This is a genomic window from Streptomyces sp. SirexAA-E (assembly GCF_000177195.2).
Classification (GTDB): domain Bacteria; phylum Actinomycetota; class Actinomycetes; order Streptomycetales; family Streptomycetaceae; genus Streptomyces; species Streptomyces flavovirens.
Genome location: NC_015953.1, coordinates 1105967 through 1127050 on the forward strand (window position 1 = coordinate 1105967; position 21084 = coordinate 1127050).

At 71.6% G+C, this 21084-nt stretch carries 18 protein-coding genes; 7 read left to right on the forward strand and 11 right to left on the reverse strand.

From position 1 onward, the window contains the following. Positions 1 to 9: 9 nt before the first annotated feature. The 5 genes from SACTE_RS04755 to argH all read right to left on the reverse strand — a co-directional run bounded on the left by SACTE_RS04755 (position 10) and on the right by argH (position 7282). Entirely contained in the window at positions 10 to 1563 is a 1554-nt protein-coding gene (locus SACTE_RS04755; RefSeq protein WP_014044890.1) for an MFS transporter, read from the reverse strand. Next, the gene (locus tag SACTE_RS04760; RefSeq protein WP_014044891.1) at positions 1560 to 2111 is read right to left on the reverse strand and encodes a TetR/AcrR family transcriptional regulator; all 552 of its coding nucleotides are present in this window, start codon (positions 2109 to 2111) and stop codon (positions 1560 to 1562) included. The genes SACTE_RS04755 and SACTE_RS04760 overlap by 4 nt, the downstream gene beginning before the upstream one ends. A 105-nt stretch (positions 2112 to 2216) precedes the next feature. Next, positions 2217 to 4607, reverse strand: a complete 2391-nt coding sequence (locus SACTE_RS04765) for an excinuclease ABC subunit UvrA (RefSeq protein WP_014044892.1) — start codon at positions 4605 to 4607, stop codon at positions 2217 to 2219. Between the two features lie 208 nt (positions 4608 to 4815). Next, positions 4816 to 5787 carry an aldo/keto reductase gene (locus tag SACTE_RS04770; RefSeq protein WP_014044893.1) on the reverse strand — a complete coding sequence of 324 codons (972 nt, stop codon included), beginning with the start codon at positions 5785 to 5787 and terminating at the stop codon, positions 4816 to 4818. A 61-nt stretch (positions 5788 to 5848) separates the two neighbouring features. Further along, a complete protein-coding gene (gene argH, locus SACTE_RS04775; protein WP_014044894.1) occupies positions 5849 to 7282 on the reverse strand; it encodes an argininosuccinate lyase in 1434 nt (477 codons plus the stop codon). Between the two features lie 208 nt (positions 7283 to 7490). On the opposite strand from argH, the gene SACTE_RS04780 reads away from it, so the two are divergent. From SACTE_RS04780 to SACTE_RS04790, 3 genes are all read left to right on the forward strand, one after another. Then, entirely contained in the window at positions 7491 to 8711 is a 1221-nt protein-coding gene (locus SACTE_RS04780; RefSeq protein ID WP_014044895.1) for a hypothetical protein, read from the forward strand. 42 nt (positions 8712 to 8753) lie between these two features. Continuing rightward, positions 8754 to 9356 carry a pyridoxamine 5'-phosphate oxidase family protein gene (locus SACTE_RS04785; RefSeq protein ID WP_014044896.1) on the forward strand — a complete coding sequence of 201 codons (603 nt, stop codon included), beginning with the start codon at positions 8754 to 8756 and terminating at the stop codon, positions 9354 to 9356. Positions 9357 to 9420: 64 nt separating this feature from the next. Continuing rightward, positions 9421 to 10122 (forward strand): L,D-transpeptidase family protein, encoded by a 702-nt coding sequence (locus tag SACTE_RS04790; RefSeq protein WP_014044897.1) that lies wholly within the window; start codon positions 9421 to 9423, stop codon positions 10120 to 10122. A gap of 7 nt (positions 10123 to 10129) precedes the next feature. On the opposite strand, the gene SACTE_RS04795 is transcribed toward SACTE_RS04790, so the two are convergent. From SACTE_RS04795 to argC, 5 genes are all read right to left on the reverse strand, one after another. Continuing rightward, entirely contained in the window at positions 10130 to 10666 is a 537-nt protein-coding gene (locus tag SACTE_RS04795; protein ID WP_014044898.1) for an arginine repressor, read from the reverse strand. 10 nt (positions 10667 to 10676) lie between these two features. Beyond that, positions 10677 to 11873 carry an acetylornithine transaminase gene (locus SACTE_RS04800; protein WP_014044899.1) on the reverse strand — a complete coding sequence of 399 codons (1197 nt, stop codon included), beginning with the start codon at positions 11871 to 11873 and terminating at the stop codon, positions 10677 to 10679. Then, positions 11870 to 12793 (reverse strand): acetylglutamate kinase, encoded by a 924-nt coding sequence (gene argB / locus SACTE_RS04805; protein ID WP_014044900.1) that lies wholly within the window; start codon positions 12791 to 12793, stop codon positions 11870 to 11872. The genes SACTE_RS04800 and argB overlap by 4 nt, the downstream gene beginning before the upstream one ends. Then, entirely contained in the window at positions 12790 to 13944 is a 1155-nt protein-coding gene (gene argJ / locus SACTE_RS04810; RefSeq protein ID WP_014044901.1) for a bifunctional glutamate N-acetyltransferase/amino-acid acetyltransferase ArgJ, read from the reverse strand. Before argJ ends, argB begins: the two co-directional genes overlap by 4 nt. A 124-nt stretch (positions 13945 to 14068) precedes the next feature. Then, the gene (gene argC, locus SACTE_RS04815) at positions 14069 to 15097 is read right to left on the reverse strand and encodes an N-acetyl-gamma-glutamyl-phosphate reductase (RefSeq protein ID WP_014044903.1); all 1029 of its coding nucleotides are present in this window, start codon (positions 15095 to 15097) and stop codon (positions 14069 to 14071) included. A gap of 313 nt (positions 15098 to 15410) precedes the next feature. Between argC and SACTE_RS04820 the strand changes: the two genes are divergently transcribed. The 4 genes from SACTE_RS04820 to SACTE_RS04840 all read left to right on the forward strand — a co-directional run bounded on the left by SACTE_RS04820 (position 15411) and on the right by SACTE_RS04840 (position 20422). Further along, entirely contained in the window at positions 15411 to 16478 is a 1068-nt protein-coding gene (locus SACTE_RS04820; RefSeq protein WP_014044904.1) for a barstar family protein, read from the forward strand. A 187-nt stretch (positions 16479 to 16665) separates the two neighbouring features. Continuing rightward, positions 16666 to 16878 (forward strand): helix-turn-helix transcriptional regulator, encoded by a 213-nt coding sequence (locus SACTE_RS34860; protein ID WP_019993664.1) that lies wholly within the window; start codon positions 16666 to 16668, stop codon positions 16876 to 16878. Positions 16879 to 17045: 167 nt separating this feature from the next. Continuing rightward, positions 17046 to 17318 carry a hypothetical protein gene (locus SACTE_RS34360; protein WP_019993663.1) on the forward strand — a complete coding sequence of 91 codons (273 nt, stop codon included), beginning with the start codon at positions 17046 to 17048 and terminating at the stop codon, positions 17316 to 17318. Between the two features lie 1799 nt (positions 17319 to 19117). Then, positions 19118 to 20422 (forward strand): MFS transporter, encoded by a 1305-nt coding sequence (locus SACTE_RS04840; protein WP_014044906.1) that lies wholly within the window; start codon positions 19118 to 19120, stop codon positions 20420 to 20422. Between the two features lie 225 nt (positions 20423 to 20647). Here the strand turns inward: SACTE_RS04840 and SACTE_RS04845 are convergent, their stop codons facing one another. Then, on the reverse strand, positions 20648 to 21058 hold the full coding sequence (locus tag SACTE_RS04845) for a DUF5997 family protein (RefSeq protein WP_014044907.1): 411 nt from the start codon (positions 21056 to 21058) through the stop codon (positions 20648 to 20650). Between the last annotated feature and the right edge of the window lie 26 nt (positions 21059 to 21084).

Genomic DNA, 21084 nt, shown 5'->3' on the forward strand with positions numbered 1-21084 from the left:
GACGCCGGGTCAGGGATGTTCCACGCCGTCCTCCAGCCTCTGCCCCCGCAGCAGGAACCACGCGGCGACGGCGGTCGCCAGCAGCACCGCGGCGCCGACGCCCGCAGCGGCGGCCAGGCCGTCCACGAAGGCGTGCTGCGCGGCCGAGACGAGTGCGTGCGCCTGGGGGGCGGGCAGGGTCTGGGACGCCTCCACGGCGCCGCCCAGCGACTCGTGCGCGGCGGCCGTGGTCGGGGCGGGGACACCGCCCGGGGTGTCGAAGCCCCGGTAGACCCCGGTGACGACGGAGCCGAGCAGCGCGATGCCGAGCGCCGCCCCCAGCTCGTACGCGGTCTCCGAGACGGCGGACGCGGAGCCCGCGTGTTCCTTGGGGACGCTGGAGAGGATCACGTCGGCGGTCACGGTGAAGGAGAGGCCCGCGCCGACGCCGACGACCAGGAGCACGGCGCCGAGCAGCGGATAGCCCGTCTCCTGGTGGATGACGGTGACGACGGCGAGGGCCAGGCCGATCCCGGCGAGCCCGCCGGAGACCACCGAGCGGACCGAGAAGCGGCGGGCGGCCCGGCCCGCCAGCAGTCCGGCGACCACCGCGCCGACGGCGGCGGGCAGTTCGGCGAGGCCGGCCTCCAGCGGGCTGCGGCCCTGGACCAGCTGAAGGAACTGGGAGAGGAAGAAGACCAGGCCGGACAGTCCCAGGATGGTCAGCAGGTCGGCGAGGACCGCGCCCGAGAAGCCCCGGTGGTGGAAGAGCCGCATGTCCAGCAGCGGCGAGGGGAGGCGGAACTGCCGCCGGACGAACCCGACGAGGGCGAGCACCCCGCCGACGGCGGCCCCGGCGACGCCCCAGCTCACACCGTGCGCGGCCGCCTCCTTGACGGCGTAGACGACGCCGACCATGCCGACGAGGGACAGCACCACGCTGAGCAGGTCCCAGGGACCGGGTGACGGGTTCTTCGACTCGGGGATCATCTTGATGCCGACGACGACCAGGACCGCCATGACCGGCAGGTTGATCAGGAAGACCGAGCCCCACCAGAAGTGCTCCAGCAGGACACCGCCGACGACGGGGCCGACGGCCGCGCCGGCGGAGGCCATGGCGCCCCAGATGCCGATGGCGAGGCTGCGTTCGCGCGGGTCGTGGAAGAGGTTGCGGATGAGGGCGAGCGTGGACGGCATGAGGGTGGCACCGGCGACGCCGAGGAGGGCCCGCGCCACGATCATCATCGCGGGACCGGTCGCGTAGGCGTTGAGCACGGAGACCGCGCCGAACGCCAGAGCGCCGCTGAGCAGCAGCTTCTTGCGTCCGATGCGGTCGCCGAGGCTGCCCATGGAGACCAGGAGGCCGGCGATGACGAAGGAGTAGACGTCGCCGATCCACAGCAGCTGGGTGCCGGTCGGCTTCAGGTCCTCGCTGAGGAACGGCGTCGCCAGGCCGAGGACGGTGGCGTCGACGGCGACGAGCAGGACGGCCAGGACGAGGACGGTGAGGGCGATCCACCGCCCCGGGGGGCGCAGCTCGTCCGGCGTCGGGGCCTCATGAGGGGGTGTGCTGGGGGTGCTCACTGCTCCACGCTCCGACGTGCTCCGCCGAGCAGCAACTCGGCGATCATGTGCGGGAAGTCCTGTCCGGCGACGCGTCCGACCTGGACGGCCCAGGCGCCGGCGCCGATGAGGGCGTAGAGCGCTTCGGTCAGCCAGGCCGGGGTGAGGTCGATCCGGAACTCGCCGCTCTCCTGGCCGCGCCGGAAGAAGGCGGCGACCCGGGCGTCCAGCCGGTCCCAGCCCTCGTTGAGGTCGTCGCCCTCGAAGAGCTGGTTCTCGGTGACGAGGAAGGACAGCAGTCCGGCGGCGGGCTCGACGGCGATCACGAGCCGTCGCAGGCCCTCCTCGGCGCTGCCCTCGTCGAGTGCCGCGGCGTCCAGGGCCGCTTCGAACTCCTGGATGCCGAGGTTCTCCAGCGCTCTGACCAGGGCGTCCCGCCCCGCGAAGTGGCGGTGCAGGGTGGCCCGGCCGATACCGGCGGCCCTGGCCACCTCGTCCATGGTGGCGGTGGATTTCCGGGAGAGCAGGGCGGCCGCGCTGCGCAGCACCTGCTCACGATCAAGAGTCATGAGACGAGACTAACTCATTTGAGACGCCAATGTCTCACCGTGGGGCGAGCGGCGCCACCCGGCAGCGGTGCGGGGCCCCGGCGGCCGGGTACCCGCACCGTCCGGTCAGGCTCCGACGTAGGCGGCCAGGTGTTCGCCGGTGAGGGTCGAGCGGGCGGCCACGAGATCGGCGGGGGTGCCCTCGAACACGATCCGGCCGCCGTCGTGTCCGGCTCCCGGACCGAGGTCCACGATCCAGTCGGCGTGCGCCATGACCGCCTGGTGGTGCTCGACGACGATGACGGACTTGCCCGCGTCCACGAGCCGGTCGAGCAGACCGAGGAGCTGCTCGACGTCGGCCAGGTGAAGACCGGTCGTCGGTTCGTCGAGGACGTAGACACCGCCCTTGTCGGACATGTGGGTGGCCAGCTTGAGCCGCTGACGCTCGCCGCCGGAGAGCGTGGTGAGCGGCTGGCCGAGGGTAAGGTAGCCGAGTCCGACGTCGGCGAGCCGGTCGAGGATCCGGTGCGCCGCGGGTGTCCGGGCCTCGCCGCCGCCGAAGAAGTCACGCGCCTCGCTCACCGGCATGGCGAGCACCTCGCTGATGTCGCGGCCCCCTAGGTGGTACTCCAGCACCGAGGCCTGGAACCGCTTGCCCTCGCAGTCCTCGCAGGTGGTCGCCACACCCGCCATCATCGCCAGGTCGGTGTAGACGACCCCGGCGCCGTCGCAGGCCGGGCAGGCGCCCTCGGAGTTGGCGCTGAACAGCGCCGGCTTCACTCCGTTGGCCTTCGCGAACGCCTTGCGGACCGGGTCGAGGAGCCCGGTGTACGTCGCCGGGTTGCTCCGCCGCGATCCCCGGATCGGGCTCTGGTCGATCGACACCACGTCCTCGCCCGCGGGGAGCGATCCGTGGACGAGCGAGCTCTTGCCGGAGCCCGCGACCCCGGTGACGACGGCGAGCACCCCGAGCGGGATGTCCACGTCGACGTCGCGCAGGTTGTTGGCCGTCGCGCCGCGGATCTCCAGGGCACCGGTGGGCCTGCGCACCGTCTCCTTCACCGAGGCCCGGTCGTCGAGGTGGCGGCCGGTGAGCGTGTCACCGGCGCGCAGCCCTTGGACGGTCCCCTCGAAGCAGACGGTGCCGCCCCCGGTGCCCGCGCCGGGGCCGAGGTCCACGACGTGGTCGGCGACGGCGATCACCTCGGGCTTGTGTTCCACCACCAGCACCGTGTTGCCCTTGTCCCGCAGCCTCAGCAGCAGGTTGTTCATCCGCTGGACGTCGTGCGGGTGCAGGCCAGCGGTGGGCTCGTCGAAGACGTAGGTGACATCGGTCAGCGAGGAGCCGAGGTGGCGGATCATCTTGACGCGTTGCGCCTCGCCGCCGGACAGCGTGCCCGCGGGCCTGTCCAGCGAGAGGTAGCCGAGACCGATCTCCACGAACGAGTCCAGGGTCTGCCGCAAGGTGGTGAGCAGCGGCGCCAGGGACGGCTCGTCGAGGCCGCGCGCCCACTCGGCCAGGTCGCTGATCTGCGTCGCGCACGCGTCGGCGATGCTGATCCCCCCGATCTTCGAGGACCGGGCGCCCTCGCCGAGCCGGGTGCCGTCGCACTCGGGGCAGGCGGTGAAGGTGACCGCCCGGTCCACGAACGCCCGGATGTGCGGCTGCATCCCCTCCTTGTCCTTGGAGAGCATCGACTTCTGGATCTTGGGGATCAGCCCCTCGTAGGTGAGGTTCACCCCCTCGACCTTCACCTTGGTCGGCTCGCGGTACAGGAAGTCCCGCATCTCCTGCTCGGTGAAGTCGCGGATCGGCTTGTCCGGGTCGAGGAGGCCCGACTCGGCGTAGGTCCGCACGGTCCAGAAGCTGTCCGACTTCCAGCCGGGGATGGTGAACGCGCCCTCGGCGATCGACTTGGAGTCGTCGTAGAGCTGGGCGAGGTCGATGTCGGAGACCGTGCCGCGGCCCTCGCAGCGCGTACACATGCCTCCGGTGCGGTTGAAGGTCGCCTTCACCGTCTTCCTGGCGCCGCGTTCGACGGTGATCGCGCCGCTCGCCCGGACCGAGGCGGTGTTGAAGGAGTACGCGCTGGGCGGGCCGATGTGCGGGTCGCCGAGCCGGCTGAAGAGGATGCGCAGCATCGCGTTGGCGTCGGTGGCGGTCCCGACGGTGGAGCGGGGGTCGGCGCCCATCCGCTGCTGGTCGACGATGATCGCCGTCGTCAGCCCTTCGAGCACGTCCACCTCGGGGCGGGCCAGGGTAGGCATGAAGCCTTGGACGAAGGCGCTGTAGGTCTCGTTGATCATCCGCTGGGACTCGGCGGCGATCGTGTCGAAGACCAGCGAGCTCTTGCCCGAGCCGGAGACCCCGGTGAACACCGTCAGGCGCCGCTTCGGGATCTCGATGCTGACGTCCTTGAGGTTGTTCTCGCGCGCCCCGTGCACGCGGATCAGGTCGTGGCTGTCGGCGGCGTGCGGCGCGGACGCCTGGGTGTCCGTCGTCGTGGCCCTGCTCATCGCGTCTCCATCTGTCGGGCGGGGCCGTCCTCGCGTCCCCGCCGGCTCCACCGGCCCGGTCGCGTCCTCACCGGTGCCGCCGACGCTACTGAGTGGGCGGCCGGTCGCGCTTCTTCTTTCCTGACCGGTCGCACGGGCGTGCACGGCGCCCCGGGGAGCCTCCGGGCGGCGCGGTCCGGCGCGCCCGTGAGGCCTTCCCGGCACGCGGTCAGGTCCAGGGGAGCGAGGAGCGGTAGCGCCAGTACGCCTCCGGTTCCTCCACGAGGGCGCTCAGCCGGTCCAGGCGTTCCGGGTCGAGGTCGAGGAGCGGGGCGTGGAGGTTGGCGGCGAGCTGGGTCACGGTCGCCGCTCCGGACAGGACGACGCCCGCCCACGGTTCGCGCAGGACCAGCGCCAGGGCCACGGCGTCGGCCTCCAGGCCCTCGTCGGCGGCGATCTCGCGGACGACGGCGGGTGCCTCGGTACCGGCGAGCCGGCCGTTGGCCACGGCCTCCTTGACGAGGATGGTGAGCCCGGCGTCATGGGCCTCGGCGAGCGCCTGTCCGGCCGAGGTCTCCAGGGCGTTGTAGGTGGCCTGGACGGTACGGAAGAGGGGCGTCCCGTCGACCGTCACGGCGAGGGCGGCGCGGATGGCGTCGGCCTGGGCGGGCCCGCTGGTGGAGAACCCGACGGTGACGCCCTGCTCGGCGAGCCGGGCCAGCCGCTCGTGCAGGGCGGTGTCGGTCAGGGCCGGGCTGTCGGCGGTCACCGAGTGGATCTGGTAGAGGTCGAGGCGGTCGCCGAGCAGTTCGGCACTCTCGGCGCGCTGGCGCTCGAAGGCGGCGAGGCTGTGGTCCTTCACCTCATGCGTCTCGGCGTCGGTGTTCCAGTCGCCGGTGTAGGTGTAGCCCCACTTGCTGCCGACGACGACGTCGTCCGCCTCCGGGTGGGCGGCGAGCCATCCGGCGAGGAACTCCTCGGAACGGCCGTAGGAGCGGGCCGCGTCGACGTACCGGACGCCCTGCGCGTAGGCGGCGTCCAGGAGTTCGTGGGTGCGCTCGCGCAGCGCGTCGACCCCGCGGTCGGCGGGCAGGTCGCGGTCGCGGTGCGGGGTGATGTAGCCGGGCCTTCCGACGGCGGCAAGGCCGAGCCCGATGCGGGCGGTCGGGGTGGTCGCTCGGTCCAGGCGGGCGAAAGGCATCGCGGGCTCCTCCGGTCGGGTTCGCACCTTCCCGTCCAACGTAGCCCGCGATGCCTCCGGGTCACCCGCGCGCGGTGGCCCAGGCGTGCTGTGTCGCCAGGTCGGCCTTCACCTCGGTGAGCTGGACGGCGACGGCGGAGGGGGCCGTCCCGCCCCGCCCGTCGCGGGAGGCGAGCGCGCCGGGCACGTTCAGGACGGTGCGGACCTCCGGGGTGAGGTGCTCGGAGATCTTCGCGAACTGCTCGTCCGTCAGCTCGTCGAGCTCGATGCCCTGCTGCTCGCACACCTTCACGCACTCGCCCGCGACATCGTGCGCCACCCGGAACGGGACGCCCTGCTTGACCAGCCACTCGGCGATGTCCGTGGCGAGCGAGAAGCCGGCCGGAGCCAGCTCCTCCAGGCGCTCCCGGTGGACGGTGAGCGTGGCCATCATTCCGGTGAAGGCGGGGAGCAGGATCTCCAGCTGGTCGCAGGAGTCGAAGACCGGCTCCTTGTCCTCCTGGAGGTCCCGGTTGTACGCCAGCGGGAGCGCCTTCAGCGTCGCCATCAGACCCGTCAGGTTGCCGATGAGGCGGCCGGACTTGCCGCGCGCCAGCTCGGCGATGTCCGGGTTCTTCTTCTGCGGCATGATCGAGGAGCCGGTGGAGAAGGCGTCGTGGAGGGTGACGAAGGAGAACTCCTTCGTGTTCCAGATGATGATCTCCTCGGCGATCCGGGAGAGGTTGACGCCGATCATCGCCGTGATGAACGCGAACTCGGCGACGAAGTCCCGGGAGGCGGTGCCGTCGATGGAGTTGGCGACCGACCCGCGCTCGAAGCCGAGGTCGGCCGCGACCGCCTCCGGGTCCAGGCCGAGGGACGACCCGGCCAGCGCGCCGGAGCCGTACGGGGAGACCGCGGTGCGCTCGTCCCACTGCCGCAGCCGCTCGGCGTCCCGGGACAGGGACTGCGCGTGTGCCAGGACGTGGTGGGCGAACAGGACCGGCTGGGCGTGCTGGAGGTGCGTCCGGCCCGGCATGGCGACGTCCGGGTGGGCCTCGGCCAGAGCGACCAGGGCGTCCTGGAGCTCGGCGAGCAGCCCGCCGATGATCCGGGCGTGGTCGCGCAGGTACATCCGGAAGAGGGTGGCGACCTGGTCGTTGCGCGACCGGCCGGCCCGCAGCTTGCCGCCGAGCTCCGCGCCGAGGCGCTCCAGGAGCCCGCGCTCCAGGGCGGTGTGGACGTCCTCGTCGGCGATGGTGCCGGTGAACGAGCCCTTCGCCACGTCGGCTTCGAGAGCGTCCAGTCCGGCGGTCATCCGGGACAGTTCGTCGTCGGTGAGCAGTCCGGCCTTGTTGAGCACACGGGCGTGGGCGCGGGAACCCGCGATGTCGTACGGCGCGAGCCGCCAGTCGAAGTGGACGGACGCGGACAGCTTGGCCAGCGCCTCGGCCGGACCGTCGGCGAAACGCCCGCCCCAGAGGCGTACGTCGCTGTTGCCGGTGCCGTTGCTCACTGCGTGCTCCTCGGGAGTGCAAGGGGTGCGCGTCCGTCTCGCGACGCGATCACGTATGGCATAACTATGCAATGGCCCGTATGCCTTGTCAAAGCTGCCGGTCAGAGACCGTAAATCACTGGGGCGTGGACCCGGCCGGCCCCTACGATCGGGATCCACCACACGCGCCTTTCCCTCGACCGGGCACGCGCACTTCCAGGGGGGCCGGATGAATGACGGACACGGGGCGGCCGAGCGCGTCGCCCGCGGCGTACCGGTGCACGAGGCACTGGACACCACCTCTCCGGCGGACTGGGTCACGCTGGACTCCGGGGTCCGTCAGTTGGCCCCCGGCGCCGCGGCCCTGCTGCCCACGCGCAACGAACTCAGGCACCTTCCGGCCGGGGTGCCCTCTCCGGCCGCGGCGTCCAGGATCGCCCTCGCCCTGTGCCACCCCAACGGCCGGGTCCGCCTGGCCGCCTTGGAGCGGGCGGCCGGAGCGGCTGTCCTGCGGCCGTTGCTGGTGGTGCGCTGCGCCGACTGGGTCGCGCCGGTGAGTCACCGGGCCCGGGAACTGCTGGCGGAGGTCTCCGGGCGGCGACTCGTGCCGCTGGCGGGCCTGATCCTGTTCCTGGCCCGGCGTGAGCGGGGAGGTTCCGCACGGGAGCTGCTGGACCGCGCGCTGCGCGAGGGACCTGGCACGGACGTCGTCGATCTCCTGACGAGCGGGGACCGCGCGGTGCGCCGGCTCGCCCACCGCGTCGCCGTGGACCGGCGCCTGCTGACCTCGGCGGAACTCGCCCGCACCGCCGCCGCGTCCGACGACATACGCGTCCAGACGCTCTGTGCGGAGGCCGCGCTCGCCACGATGGGCGACGCGGACGTCGACGACGTGCTGGATCCGCTGCTGTCCGCGCGCTCACCGCAGGTCCGCTCCGCCGGTGTGACCGGGCTGCGGCGGGCCGGCCGGCACGGCGAGGCGGTCGCGTTCCTCGCCGACCGGGCGCGTGTCGTCCGGGCCTGCGCCCGGTACGTCCTGCGGCAGGTGGGCACCGATCCGCTCCCCCTCTACCGGGAATGGTGCGCCGACCCCGCGGAACAGCCCGCGGCGGCCGCCGGGCTCGGCGAGTGCGGCACGGGCGAGGACGCCGAAACGCTGTGGGGCCTGACGGCACATCCGGTCTCCGCCGTGCGCGCCCGGGCCGTCGCGGGGCTGCGCGCCCTCGACGCCGTACGGCCCGACCGGATACGTCCGTTGCTCGACGACCCGGCGGCCCCCGTGGTCCGAGCCGCCTGCCTGGCTCTGCGGCCGTACGCCGCCGGGCTGGAGCGGGACTGGCTGCTCGCACGGACCGCGCCGGAAGTGCCGGCTCCCACACGGCTCGCCGCACGGCGGCTCGTGGTCGCCCAGGACCGCGCGCGGACCCGCGGGCTGCGCCCGGCACGGTGAAATCACCCGCTTCCGCGGGCGGGACGGGACGAGAATGCGCTCATGGGAAAGACATACGAACGCATCGACGGCCGGCTGAGGACGTTCATCGAGGAGCAGCCGGTCTTCTTCACCGCGACGGCGCCCCTGGACGCCGACGGCACGGTCAACCTCTCCCCCAAGGGGGTCAGGGGCTCCTTCGCGGTCCTCGACGAACGGACCGTGGCCTACCTCGACTTCGCGGGCAGCAACGCGGAGACCGTCGCCCACCTCCGGGAGAACGGCCGCCTCACGCTGATGTGGTGCGCCTTCCAGGGGCCGCCCACCATCGTCCGGGTGCACGGCCGCGGTGAGCCGGTGTTCCGTGACGACCCCCGCTTCACCGCGCTGCTCGGCCGCTTCACCGCCGCGGACCCCGCCTCGTACGGGCTGCGGGCGATCATCGTGGTGAAGGCCGAACTGATCCGGGACAGCTGCGGTTACGCGGTGCCCTTCATGACCTACGACAAGGACCGCACGCTGCTCAGCGACCGCTTCGGGCGGGAGGACGACGCCGGCCTGAGCGCCTACTTCGAGAAGAAGGACCACATCGCCACCAGCATCGACGGGCTTCCGGGGCTCCCCCTGCCGCTGCCCGCCCTGCCCACCGCGCCCGCCGCCGGGTGAGGCGCTGGGCCGTACGGAGCAGGTGCGGTGGGGACGCACCGCGCCTCCCCGTACGGTCCGGTCCATGCGCAGATCCCTGGTGACCGTGTCCGTCCTGTTCGTGCTGGCCGGTTCCGTCGCGGCCTCGCCCGGCGGTGCGCCGCCCCTCCCCCGGCGGCTGGCCGACACGGGCGGCGGCAGCCAGCTGATCACCGCCGTCGCCCCGGACGCCGCCTCCACCACGGGCACGGTCATCTGGTGGGAGCGGCGGCACGGCCGGTGGGTGGAGGCCGACAGGGCACCGGCGCGCTTCGGGTCGGGCGGCCTCACCGAGGGCGCCACCCGTGTCCAGGGCACGAACACCACGCCGACCGGGCTGTACGGCCTGCCGTACGCCTTCGGGACCCGGCCCGCGCCGGCCGGCACCCGTTCCCCGTACCGTCTGGTGAACGACCGCTCGTGGTGGTGCCAGGACAACGGATCGGCCGCGTACAACCGCTGGGTGGAGCCGCTGCCCGCCGACTGCCGGGCGCAGGAGTCGGAGCACCTGGCGTCGTACGCCACGCAGTACGCCCGTGCCCTCGTCATCGGCTTCAACTACCGCCGGCCGGTGCGCGGCAGGGGCGCGGGGATCTTCCTCCACGTCAACGGGAAGGGCGCGACCGCCGGCTGCGTCTCCGTGCCGGGGGCCGCGATGGACCGGATCCTGGCCTGGGCGGATCCGGCCCGGCGTCCGCACATCGCGGTCGGCACCGTCTCCGGTCCGACCGCGGTGACGCGTTACTGACGCCTGGTCAGCGGTCGTTCTGGGCCAGCCGCAGCAGGTGGTCGGCGAGCGCCTGGCCGCCGTTCGGGTCGCGGCTGATCAGCATCAGCGTGTCGTCCCCCGCGATCGTGCCGAGGATCTCGCGCAGCTCGGCCTGGTCGATGGCCGAGGCCAGGAACTGGGCGGCCCCCGGCGGCGTGCGCAGCACCACCAGGTTGGCCGACGCCTCCGCGGAGATGAGCAGTTCGGAGGAGAGACGGCGCATCCGCTCCTCCTTGGCGGACTCGCCGAGCGGCGCCTGCGGCGTGCGGAACCCGCCCTCGCTGGGCACCGCGTAGATCAGCTCCCCGCCGGTGTTGCGGATCTTGACCGCGCCGAGCTCGTCGAGGTCGCGGGAGAGCGTCGCCTGGGTGACGCTCAGCCCGTCGTCGGCCAGCAGCCGGGCCAGCTGGCTCTGTGAGCGCACCGGCTGGCGGTTCAGGATGTCCACGATCCTGCGGTGGCGTGCGGTGCGGGTCTGCGGCACCGACGGCCCGCCGTGCTCGGTGTCCTGCGCCTCGGTCATCGTCGTCGCCTCATTCTCCGGATCGTCCGTCCCCGTATGCCGCGTCGAGTGCTCCCGGCAGGATCCGCAGGAACGCGTCCACCTCCGCGTCACCGATGATCAGCGGCGGCATGAGCCGTACGACGTCGGGTGCGGGCGCGTTCACCAGGAGCCCGGCACCCTGGGCCGCCTGTTGCACCTGGGGTGCGAGGGGCCCGGTGAGCACGATACCCAGCAGAAGACCGGAGCCGCGGACATGGGAGACCAGGGGGTGTCCCAGCGCCTCGACACCGTCCCTGATCTTCTCACCGAGCCGCTTGACGCCGTCGAGGAGGCCGTCGGCGGCCAGCGTGTCCAGGACGGCGAGACCGGCGGCGCAGACGACCGGGTTGCCGCCGAACGTCGTGCCGTGCTGGCCCGGCTTCAACAGGTCGGCCGCGGGGCCGAAGGCCACGGTCGCCCCGATGGGCAGCCCGCCGCCCAGCCCCTTGGCGAGCGTGACGAGGTCGGGCTCGACGTCCTGGTGGGCCTGGTGCTCGAACCAGTGGCCGCACCGGCCGACACCCGTCTGCACCTCGTCCAGGACGAGCAGGGTGCCGGTGGCCCGGGTGATCTCCCGGGCCGCCTCCAGGTAGCCCGGGGGCGGGACGACGACGCCGTTCTCGCCCTGCACGGGCTCGACGATCAGCAGCGCGGTGTCGGTGGTGACCGCGGCCCGGAGCGCCTCCACGTCGCCGTACGGCACGTGTGTGACGTCACCGGGCAGCGGCTGGAAGGCGTCGCGCTTGCCCGGCTGTCCGGTGAGCGCCAGGGCGCCCATGGTCCGGCCGTGGAAGCCGCCTTCCGTGGCGACCATGTGGGTGCGCCCGGTGAGCCGGCCGATCTTGAACGCGGCCTCGTTGGCCTCGGCCCCGGAGTTGCAGAAGAAGACCCTGCCGGGCCGGCCGAGGAGCGTCAGGAGCCGTTCGGCGAGGGCGACGGGCGGTTCGGCGACGAAGAGGTTGGAGACATGGCCGAGGGAGGCGACCTGGGCGGTGACGGCCTCGACGATCGCCGGGTGGCCGTGGCCCAGCGCGTTGACCGCGATACCGGCGACGAAGTCGAGGTACTCGGTGCCGTCGGCGTCCCACACCTTCGCGCCGGCGCCGCGGACCAGCGGCAGCTGCGGGGTGCCGTAGTTGTCCATCAGCGCGCCCTGCCACCGCTGTGTGTACGCTGCGTTGCTCATGACTCCCCCTGTGTTTCCCGCGGTTCCTGTGGTGCGTCGGGCACGACCATGGTGCCGATGCCCTCGTCGGTGAAGATCTCCAGCAGGATCGAGTGCTGGACGCGTCCGTCGATGACGCGGGCGGTCTGGACACCGTTGCGTACGGCGTGCAGGCAGCCCTTCATCTTGGGGACCATGCCGCTGGAGAGGTCGGGCAGCAGCTTCTCCAACTCGGTGGCGGTGAGGCGGCTGATCACGTCGTCGCTGTTCGGCCAGTCCTCGTAGAGGCCCTCGACGTCGGTGAGGACCATCAGGGTCTCGGCGTCCAGCGCGGCGGCGAGTGCGGCGGCCGCGGTGTCGGCGTTGACGTTGTAGACGTGGTTGTCCTCGGCCGAGCGGGCGATGGAGGAGACGACCGGGATCCGGCCGTCGTCCAGCAGCGCCCGGATGGCCCCGGTGTCGATGGCGGTGATCTCCCCGACCCGGCCGATGTCGACGGCCTCGCCGTCGATCACGGGCCGGTGCTGGGTGGCGGTGATGGTGTGGGCGTCCTCGCCGGTCATGCCGACGGCGAGCGGGCCGTGTTCGTTGAGCAGCCCGACGAGTTCGCGCTGGACGTGTCCGGCGAGCACCATACGGACGACGTCCATCGCCTCGGGCGTGGTGACGCGCAGTCCGGCCTTGAACTCACTGACGAGGCCCTGCTTGTCGAGCTGGGCGCTGATCTGCGGGCCGCCGCCGTGCACGACGACCGGCTTGAGCCCGGCCTGCCGCAGGAAGACGACGTCCTGGGCGAAGGCGGCCTTCAGCTCGTCGTCGACCATGGCGTTGCCGCCGAACTTGATGACGACGGTCTTGCCGTTGTGCCGGGTCAGCCAGGGCAGCGCCTCGATGAGGGTCTGGGCCTTCGGCAGCGCGGTGTGCTTCCTCGCGGCGCTCATGAGCTGTACGCGCTGTTCTCGTGCACGTACTCGGCGGTGAGGTCGTTGGCCCAGATGACGGCGCTGTCGTCGCCCGCGGCGAGGTCGGCCGTGATCCGGACCTCCCGGTAGCGCATGTCGACCAGGTCGCGGTCCTCGCCGACGCTGCCGTCCTTGCAGACCCAGACGTCGTTGATGGCGACGTTCAGCCGGTCCGGCTCGAAGGCGGCCTTGGTGGTGCCGATGGCGGAGAGGACCCGGCCCCAGTTGGGGTCCTCTCCGTGGATGGCGCACTTGAGGAGGTTGTTACGGGCGATGCTCCGGCCGACCTCGACGGCGTCGTCCTCGCTCGCCGCGTTGATCACCTCGATGCGGATGTCCTTGGAGGCGCCCTCGGCGTCACCGATCAGCTGCCGGGCGAGGTCGGCGCAGACGCTCTGCACGGCCTGCTCGAACTCGGCCTGCGCGGGGGTGATCCCGGCGGCGCCGGAGGCGAGGAGCAGCACGGTGTCGTTCGTCGACATGCAGCCGTCGGAGTCGACCCGGTCGAAGGTGGTGCGGGTGGCGGCGCGCAGCGCGCTGTCGAGCGCGGGGGCGTCGACGTCCGCGTCGGTGGTCAGGACGACGAGCATGGTGGCGAGGCCGGGGGCGAGCATGCCCGCGCCCTTCGCCATCCCGCCGACGTTCCAGCCGTCGCCGCCCGCGACGGCCGTCTTGTGCACGGTGTCGGTGGTCTTGATGGCGAGTGCGGCCTTCTCGCCGCCGTGCTCGCTGAGTGCGGCGGCGGCCTGCTCGATGCCGGGCAGCAGCTTGTCCATGGGGAGCCGCAGGCCGATGAGCCCGGTCGAGGCGACCGCGATCTCGCCGGCGCTGTGGCCGGGGAGCACCTCGGCCGCCTTCTCGGCGGTGGCGTGGGTGTCCTGGAAGCCGAGGGGGCCCGTACAGGCGTTGGCGCCGCCGGAGTTGAGGACGACGGCGCTCACCTCACCGCCCTTGAGCACCTGCTCCGACCAGAGGACGGGTGCGGCCTTGACGCGGTTGGAGGTGAAGACGCCCGCGGCCGCCCGTCGGGGCCCGTTGTTGACCACGAGGGCCAGGTCGGGGTTCCCGTTCTCCTTGATCCCGGCGGCGATGCCCGCCGCCGTGAATCCCTTGGCTGCCGTGACGCTCACTGCTTCTCCTCGTTCGCTTCCGCGTCCGCGCCGCACCCCTGTGCGGCGTCCGTCCATGTCCGCAGCCCGGGGGCCGCGTCTGTGCCTGGGTCCGTGCCCGCGTCCGGGCGGGGGCCCGCCTCGGTCACGGGGCGGTTCCGACCGTGGTCAGGCCCGTCTCCTCGGGGAATCCGAGGGCGATGTTCATGCTCTGCAGGGCACCGGACGCGGTGCCCTTGGCGAGGTTGTCGATGGCGCTGATCACGATGATCCGGCCGGCCGCCGCGTCGAGGGCGACCTGGACCTGGACGGCGTTGGAGCCGTACACGGCGGCGGTGGCGGGCCACTGCCCCTCGGGCAGCAGGTCGACGAAGGGCTCGTCGGCGAAGGCCTTCTCGTAGGCGGTCCGCAGCGACTGCGCGTCCACCCCCGGCTTCGCCTTCGCGCTGCACGTGGCGAGGATGCCCCGGGGCATGGGCGCGAGGGTCGGCGTGAACGACACGGTGACGGCCTCACCGGCGGCGGCGCTGAGGTTCTGGATCATCTCGGGGGTGTGCCGGTGGACCCCGCCGACGCCGTACGGGGACATGTTGCCCATGACCTCGGAGCCGAGCAGGTGGGGCTTGGCCGCCTTGCCCGCGCCGGAGGTGCCGGACGCGGCGACGACGACCGCCTCGGGTTCGGCGAGCCGCGCCTCGTACGCCGGGAAGAGGGCGAGGGAGACGGCGGTGGGGTAACACCCGGGCACCGCGATCCGCTTGGTGCCCTCCAGGGCGCCGCGGGCCCCGGGCAGCTCGGGCAGACCGTACGGCCACGTCCCGGCGTGCGGGGAGCCGTAGAATTTCTCCCAGTCGGCGGGGTCCTTCAGCCGGAAGTCGGCCCCCATGTCCACCACGAGCACTCCGTCACCGAGCTGCTCGGCGACGGCGGCCGACTGCCCGTGCGGCAGGGCCAGGAACACGACGTCGTGCCCGGCCAGCACCTCGGCCGTGGTCGGCTCCAGCACCCGGTCGGCCAGCGGCCTCAGGTGCGGCTGGAGCGCGCCGAGCGGCTGACCCGCGTTGGAGTGTCCGGTGAGCGCGCCGATCTCGACCTGGGGATGGGCCAGGAGCAGACGCAGCAGCTCCCCGCCGGCGTATCCGCTCGCCCCTGCCACTGCCGCACGTACCACCATCGGAACCCTCCTCGTTGATGGCATGACTATACGCAATGCCGCAGTTTTATGCAAAGACTTTCAGGGGGCCGTCGCCGAGGACGGCTGTGACGTTGCGCTTCGGTTGGCGGGTTTGCAGATGACCTGGCGGGTTGCGCGTGAGGCTTCGAAGGCGTTCACGCGCCTCTTCGAGACGGACGACATCGAGCCGCGCCAACCGACACCGAGCACGTGCACCGTCCGGCAGGGGCCCCTGAACCCCCATCCAGCAGAGAATCCCGGCTTCGGCGTCGGAACACGACGGGGCATCCTTTCTGCTGTGCATGAGGATGAGATGACGCGCGAGCGCGCGCGGTACACGCTGACCGAGGCGGAGCATGGCCACGCCTGGGGCATCTGCGCCGACCTAGAGGGACTGTTCGGAGAGCCCCAGCGGAGGACGTACGAACTGTTCGAATGGGTTCGGGAGAAAGTCGAAATGCCCGCTTGGGTGGGTAGCCGGGTGTGGCTAGTGCCGGACGACGAGACACTCGATGCCTGGCTGCTGGAGGATGCGGAGAGCATGGGACGGGGCCCTACGGGCAGTCTGCTCCTCACCGGTCTGGACGACTACGAAAGTCCACCCGAAGGGTACAGAGGTCGCGTTCGAGTGCACGACGGGCACCGCTGGCTGGGCTCCTGCCGGGAGTTCGCCAGGGTCGTGTCGCCTGAGCAGGCGCCTCCACCACTTGTCCTGCGGGGGCTCGCGCCGAGCGATCAGCTGAGGGCGGCACTGATGAAGGGCACCCGGCGGGCACTGGATCTGGAGGAGGCCGCTCTGGAGATACGAGACAGCCGAGGCGAGTTGCTTACTGATCGGCTGCTGTGGGCCACGATCAGCGCCTGGCGCCCATCCTCCTGCGGGGCGGACCTAATCGACCTGGAACTCGATAGCGGCCGCTTCACACCTGTTCCCGAGTACGCCCGGCCCATCTGGGAGCGGTGGCTCGCTGGACCACCGGACGACGTGAACGCCTGGGCCAGCCTCGATACCCGTCATCGCGGGGCATGGCACGACCTCGTCCGGGAGCGGGCCTGCCGACGATCACACCGTGGCAGGCCGGCCGGTCACGCGTACGAACTCGACGGTCGGTACATAACCGATGAACCAGCGCTCTACCTGGCACTCGGCGAAGCGGTCAACGGGCCGGGCGGCTACTTCGGCGGGTGCCTGGCCGCCCTTGACGACTGCCTGCGCGGCACGTTCGGCTACACCCGCCCCGCCACCCTGCTCTGGCGAGGCGCCGCGACTGCACGCGAGTACCTGTCCAACGTCCTGACCCCGAACGGCCAGCCCTACGACCTGTTCGCCGCTGCCCTTCAGACCCTTACCGAGGGCGGCGTGGACGTCACCCTGGCATGAACCGACCACCTGCACCCATCAAGGCGGCACCCGGCCAATCAGCACAGGCACTCAACGAGCCGAGAATGCCTTCGTAGCTGGGCAGCCCGGTGACGCCAGGAGGTTCTTTCGAGATTTCACGCGGCAATCAACTCGCCCCAGCGAAGCTTCACTTACGGATTCATCGACTCCGCCACTCCCCTAGTCCTTGATATGTAGAGTTGGCGTCGCGAAGAGCCTGTTTCGTATCACGTCGACCACGCTTGACGTTCTCGAAGCCTTCCTGAGCTCCCAAGAGGAGTTGCACGGCTTCGCGGTCGCCAAAGCCGCTGGCAAGCCCACTGGCAGCGTCTACCCGATCCTTGCCCGACTTGAGCAGGCCGGCTGGCTCGACAGCCACTGGGAGACCGAGCACTCGTAAGAGGGCCGTCCCCGCAGGCGCTTTTACGTTCTTACGTCGCACGGGGGCCACGCCGCCCGGGCCATTGTCCTCGAACGCCGCGGTGAGCTGCCAACCCCGCAGACCTCCGCGCGGCCACAGCGTCCCCGCCCGGCGTTCGGCTCCCTGGAGCGTTGGGGAGCAGCCTGGTGAACGATTTCCTGTCTCAACCCGTGATCGCGCTGATCACCGCCATGATCCTGACCGAATGCACTGAGATTTCTCCGTGGCTTGCCCGCCGGATCTTGAGAACCGCCGCACAACGGATCGGCAGCCAGGAAGCTGCAGAACGCTATGAGGAGGAGTGGCTCAGCCTTCTCGAAGAGCGTCCCGGAAAAATCCTGAAGCTGTTCTCCGCAGCCTGGATCGCCCTGCGGGCAACATCGACCGTCGGCAAGCCCCATCAGACCGCCCTCATCTAGGGCTTGTTTCGAAAGTAGCGCCGTCCGCCCGGAGGGCGGGCCCGGCGGCGTCTGGTGCGTGCGATCGCAAGGCGGAGGGTCGCCCCGATACTGGATGTATCGGGGCGATACCGACAACGCAGCGAGTGTGCGTGCCAGGCGCCGCCGGACAGGCGGGACTTTCGAAACAAGCCCTAGTGCGGCGGCCATCCGCTCCAGGGTTCGAAAGCTGATCTTTCCTAGGCCAAGCAACTTGGCATCTTGCGGATGCAGAGCACGCAGCTCGGCCACTTTCGCCTGACGGCGCTGTGTCAGCGTGGTCCGTTCGGGATCGTACTGAGGGCGCGGCTCACCGGGCTCGGGCCAGAAGGAGCTACCACTACGGAACCCCGTCTCGGCCTCGAGAAGATGCGCCATCCGGGCTCGCGCCCGGTCCTGATGGACCTCATCAAGGTCATCGATCTGCCGCGGCTGGCGCTTCTCAGCCATCCCGGCCTCCCACCTGATAGATCCAGGTTGCGTCTTCGAAAGGTTGGGCCAAGTCCATAGCCAGGCGGCGGTGCCAGAGCAGATGGATGGCTTGTGTGCGGGCGACCTGGGGCAAGGAGGTGCCCAAGGTCACCAAAACGCTGCGGCTGTCCGCGTACTCCGTCCAGCAGTTGCTGCCGCAGGCCAAGCCGGTCGGTCATACTCCTGCGGCGGGCGGACAAGGTGTCGATACCCGTGATCACCTGCCGCCTCCAGCCCGTCACGACTGCATAGCGCCAGCCCGCCGAAGCAGCGGCCTGGGCGGCCGCAGCGAAGCGCAGCTCGTCTTCCGGCTTGGTCCTCGCCCCGGGCCGAACATCCAGCAGCCACACCGCCTCCGGCCCCAGAGCCAGGTAGTCCGGCGTGTGCTCACCCGCCCCGTCCGTCGAGGTGAACTGCAGTCGAAACGGTTGCGACAGCACCTCGCCCAGCCTCCCAGCGAAATCAAGCGCCAGAAGCAGTCGTCGCTCCGCGAGGCTTTCTAATCCGTGCTGGCGCCCCGTCGACACCAAGCACTCAAGACCGGGACGATGAACTTGGCCAGGGCGCCAAGAGAACCTCCGCGCAGGGACGGACCACGGCACAGGCGCCCTGGCCAATTCCCGAACCGGGCAATAGACATCAGCTCTGCCGGTCTTCCACGTCGTCATCCACCGGCGCGTCCACCCCGTGTCACTGTCGAGCTCGCGTACAGCCGACTCCGGCACCGTGTACGGAGCCTTCAGATCATCAAGGGTGCACTGGTGTGACCAGACCACAGAGGAGTCCGTGCTCCCGGCATGAGATGTGGCGTTCATGACACCAGGACACCGTTGCTCGAACCTCGGCGCGCAGATTCCCCCAAAACCGCGCCGACTGCACACTTCGATCGCTACCCTGCCCGCCAAACATCGCGCACAACCCGCCAAGCGCAATGCAAGGTCTCAACGGCCTGTTTCGGGCTCCCGACGGCGTGAACCGGCGTCGGACGCGATCTACCGCAGGCGGAGGGACGCCCGCATACTGGGTGTGCGGGCGTTCCGGCGACGTGCGAGATGCCGTGGCTGTCGTCGCGCGCCCGCCAGACAGGACGAGACAGCCCTCAGGGATCGCGGATCAAGAAACCCACCAGGAGCGAGGACATGGTCGGTCGTCCGAGCACGCGTTGACGTCCCAGGCCCTTACCGGCCCGTCATCGCGTGCCGCCTCAGACGCGCGGCACAGCGAGCCTTTCTTTCCCGCTGCCTGAAGCGGTCGGCGCACCACGCGTGCGCCGCCGCCGGGTCTCGCCTCCCGTCGTCCGAGGGATCCCTGTGCCGTCTGCTTACTCCGCCGCCTCCGCTTCGGGTCGGTCCGTTCCGACGAGCCTGTGGCGGGACGGCGACTTCCGCAGGTTCTGGGTGGGCCAGACGGCCTCCCAACTGGGCGAGCACACCAGCCTCGTGGTGCTGCCGCTCTTCGCCGTCCTGACGCTCGGCGCCGGTGCCGGCGAGTTGGGCGTCCTGCGTGCGGTGGGGCAGGCGCCGATCCTGCTGCTGTCGCTCTTCGCGGGCGCGTGGGTGGACAGGTGGCGGGCCCGTACGGTGATGGTGCTGACGGACGCCGGCCGTGCGCTGGCGCTGGGCGCCGCAGCCGTGGCGGGCCTCTGCGGCGTGCTCGGGCTGCCGGCGCTGTTCGTGGTCGCCTTCGCCGTCGGGGCTCTGTCCGTGTTCTTCGACGTGGCCTACCAGGCCTTCCTGGTACGGCTGGTGAGGCGCGATCAGTTGGTGCGGGGCAACAGCGCGCTCGAAGGCAGCCGGTCCGCCGCCCAGATCGGCGGCCCGGCCCTCGGCGGTGCGCTGGTGTCCGTGCTGTCGGCGCCGGTCGCCGCCGCTTCCGGCGCGTTGTTCTTCGCGCTGTCGTTCCTGTCGATCCGGCGGATCGGCCGCCGCGAGTCGGTACCGGAGCGCTCCTCCTCTCCCCCTCGGGTGTGGCGGCGCATCCACGAGGGCCTCCGCTTCGTCGTCGGCGACCCCTCGCTGCGGACCGTGTGCCTCGCCTCGGCCGCCTTCCAGCTCTTCTTCGCGGCCGCGATGACCGCCTATCTGCTGCTCCTGCCCCGGGACCTGCACCTGTCGGGCACCGCCGTCGGGCTGGCACTCGCGGCGACCGGGCCGGGCGCGCTCCTGGGCTCGCTGCTGGCCGCCCGCCTGCCGAGCCGCTTCGGACACGGCGCTGTGCTCGTGTCCGCGGCGGCACTGGGCGACGGCGTGTTCCTGTGCGTGCCGGCGCTGCCCGGCTCGTCCGTGGTGACGTTTCCCGCGCTCCTCGCGGTCAACCTCGTCTTCGGGGCCTTCAGCCAGCTGGTGAACGTCACGCTCATGGCCGTCCGTCAGGCCGTCACCCCGGACGGGATGCAGGGCCGCGCGGCCGCGACGATCAACTTCGTCGGTATGGGGCTGACCCCGCTCGGCTCCCTGCTCGGCGGCTTTCTCGCGCAGGGGTGGGGGACGCGGACCGGCCTCCTGGTGGCTGCCGCGGGCATGCTGCTGTCACCGGTGGTGATGGCCCTGTCCCCGCTCGCCCGCCTGGGACGGACGCTTCCCGCTCCGCCGGGGAGCGCGGCCCCGCCCGCGTGAGGGTTCTCGGCCCGGGTCACCGCCGTGCCTGGGGTTCGCTCCGCCGGGCATCGCGCCGCCGGCCGGCCCGAGCGGCCCGAGCCGGGTCAGGAACGCCTGAGCCCGGTCCGCCGCCGCGCGCGCTCCCGTCCGGAAGGGCTGCCGTGCGTACCCCCGGGCCCCGGCACGGGCGGGGCGGCACGGCCGGGGCGGTACGGGCCGGGCCCCCGGGTCAGCTCGTCCGGGTCAGGCGCGCGCGTCGTCGCCGGACCGCTCGGCGGCCCGGGCCGCGTCACGCTCCTTGATGCGTGCCGCCTCCTTGCGGACCTCCGCCTGGGTGGCGCGCTCCTTCTGGAGCCACTCGGGGTTCTCCTGCTTCAGCGCGTCGATCTGCTCGGTCGTGAGCGGTTCGGTGACCCCGCCGCGGGCGAGGCCGGCGATGGAGACGCCGAGCTTCGACGCGACGACCGGCCGGGGGTGCGGACCGTTGCGGCGCAGCTCCTGCAGCCAGGCCGGCGGGTCGGACTGCAGCGCGTTCAGCTCGGTGCGCGTGACGAGGCCCTCCTGGAACTCGGCGGGGGTGGCCTCGAGGTACACACCCAGCTTCTTCGCCGCCGTGGCGGGCTTCATGGTCTGGGTGCTCTGGTGCGACGTCATGGGTCAAGGGTATCGACCGTCGGAGA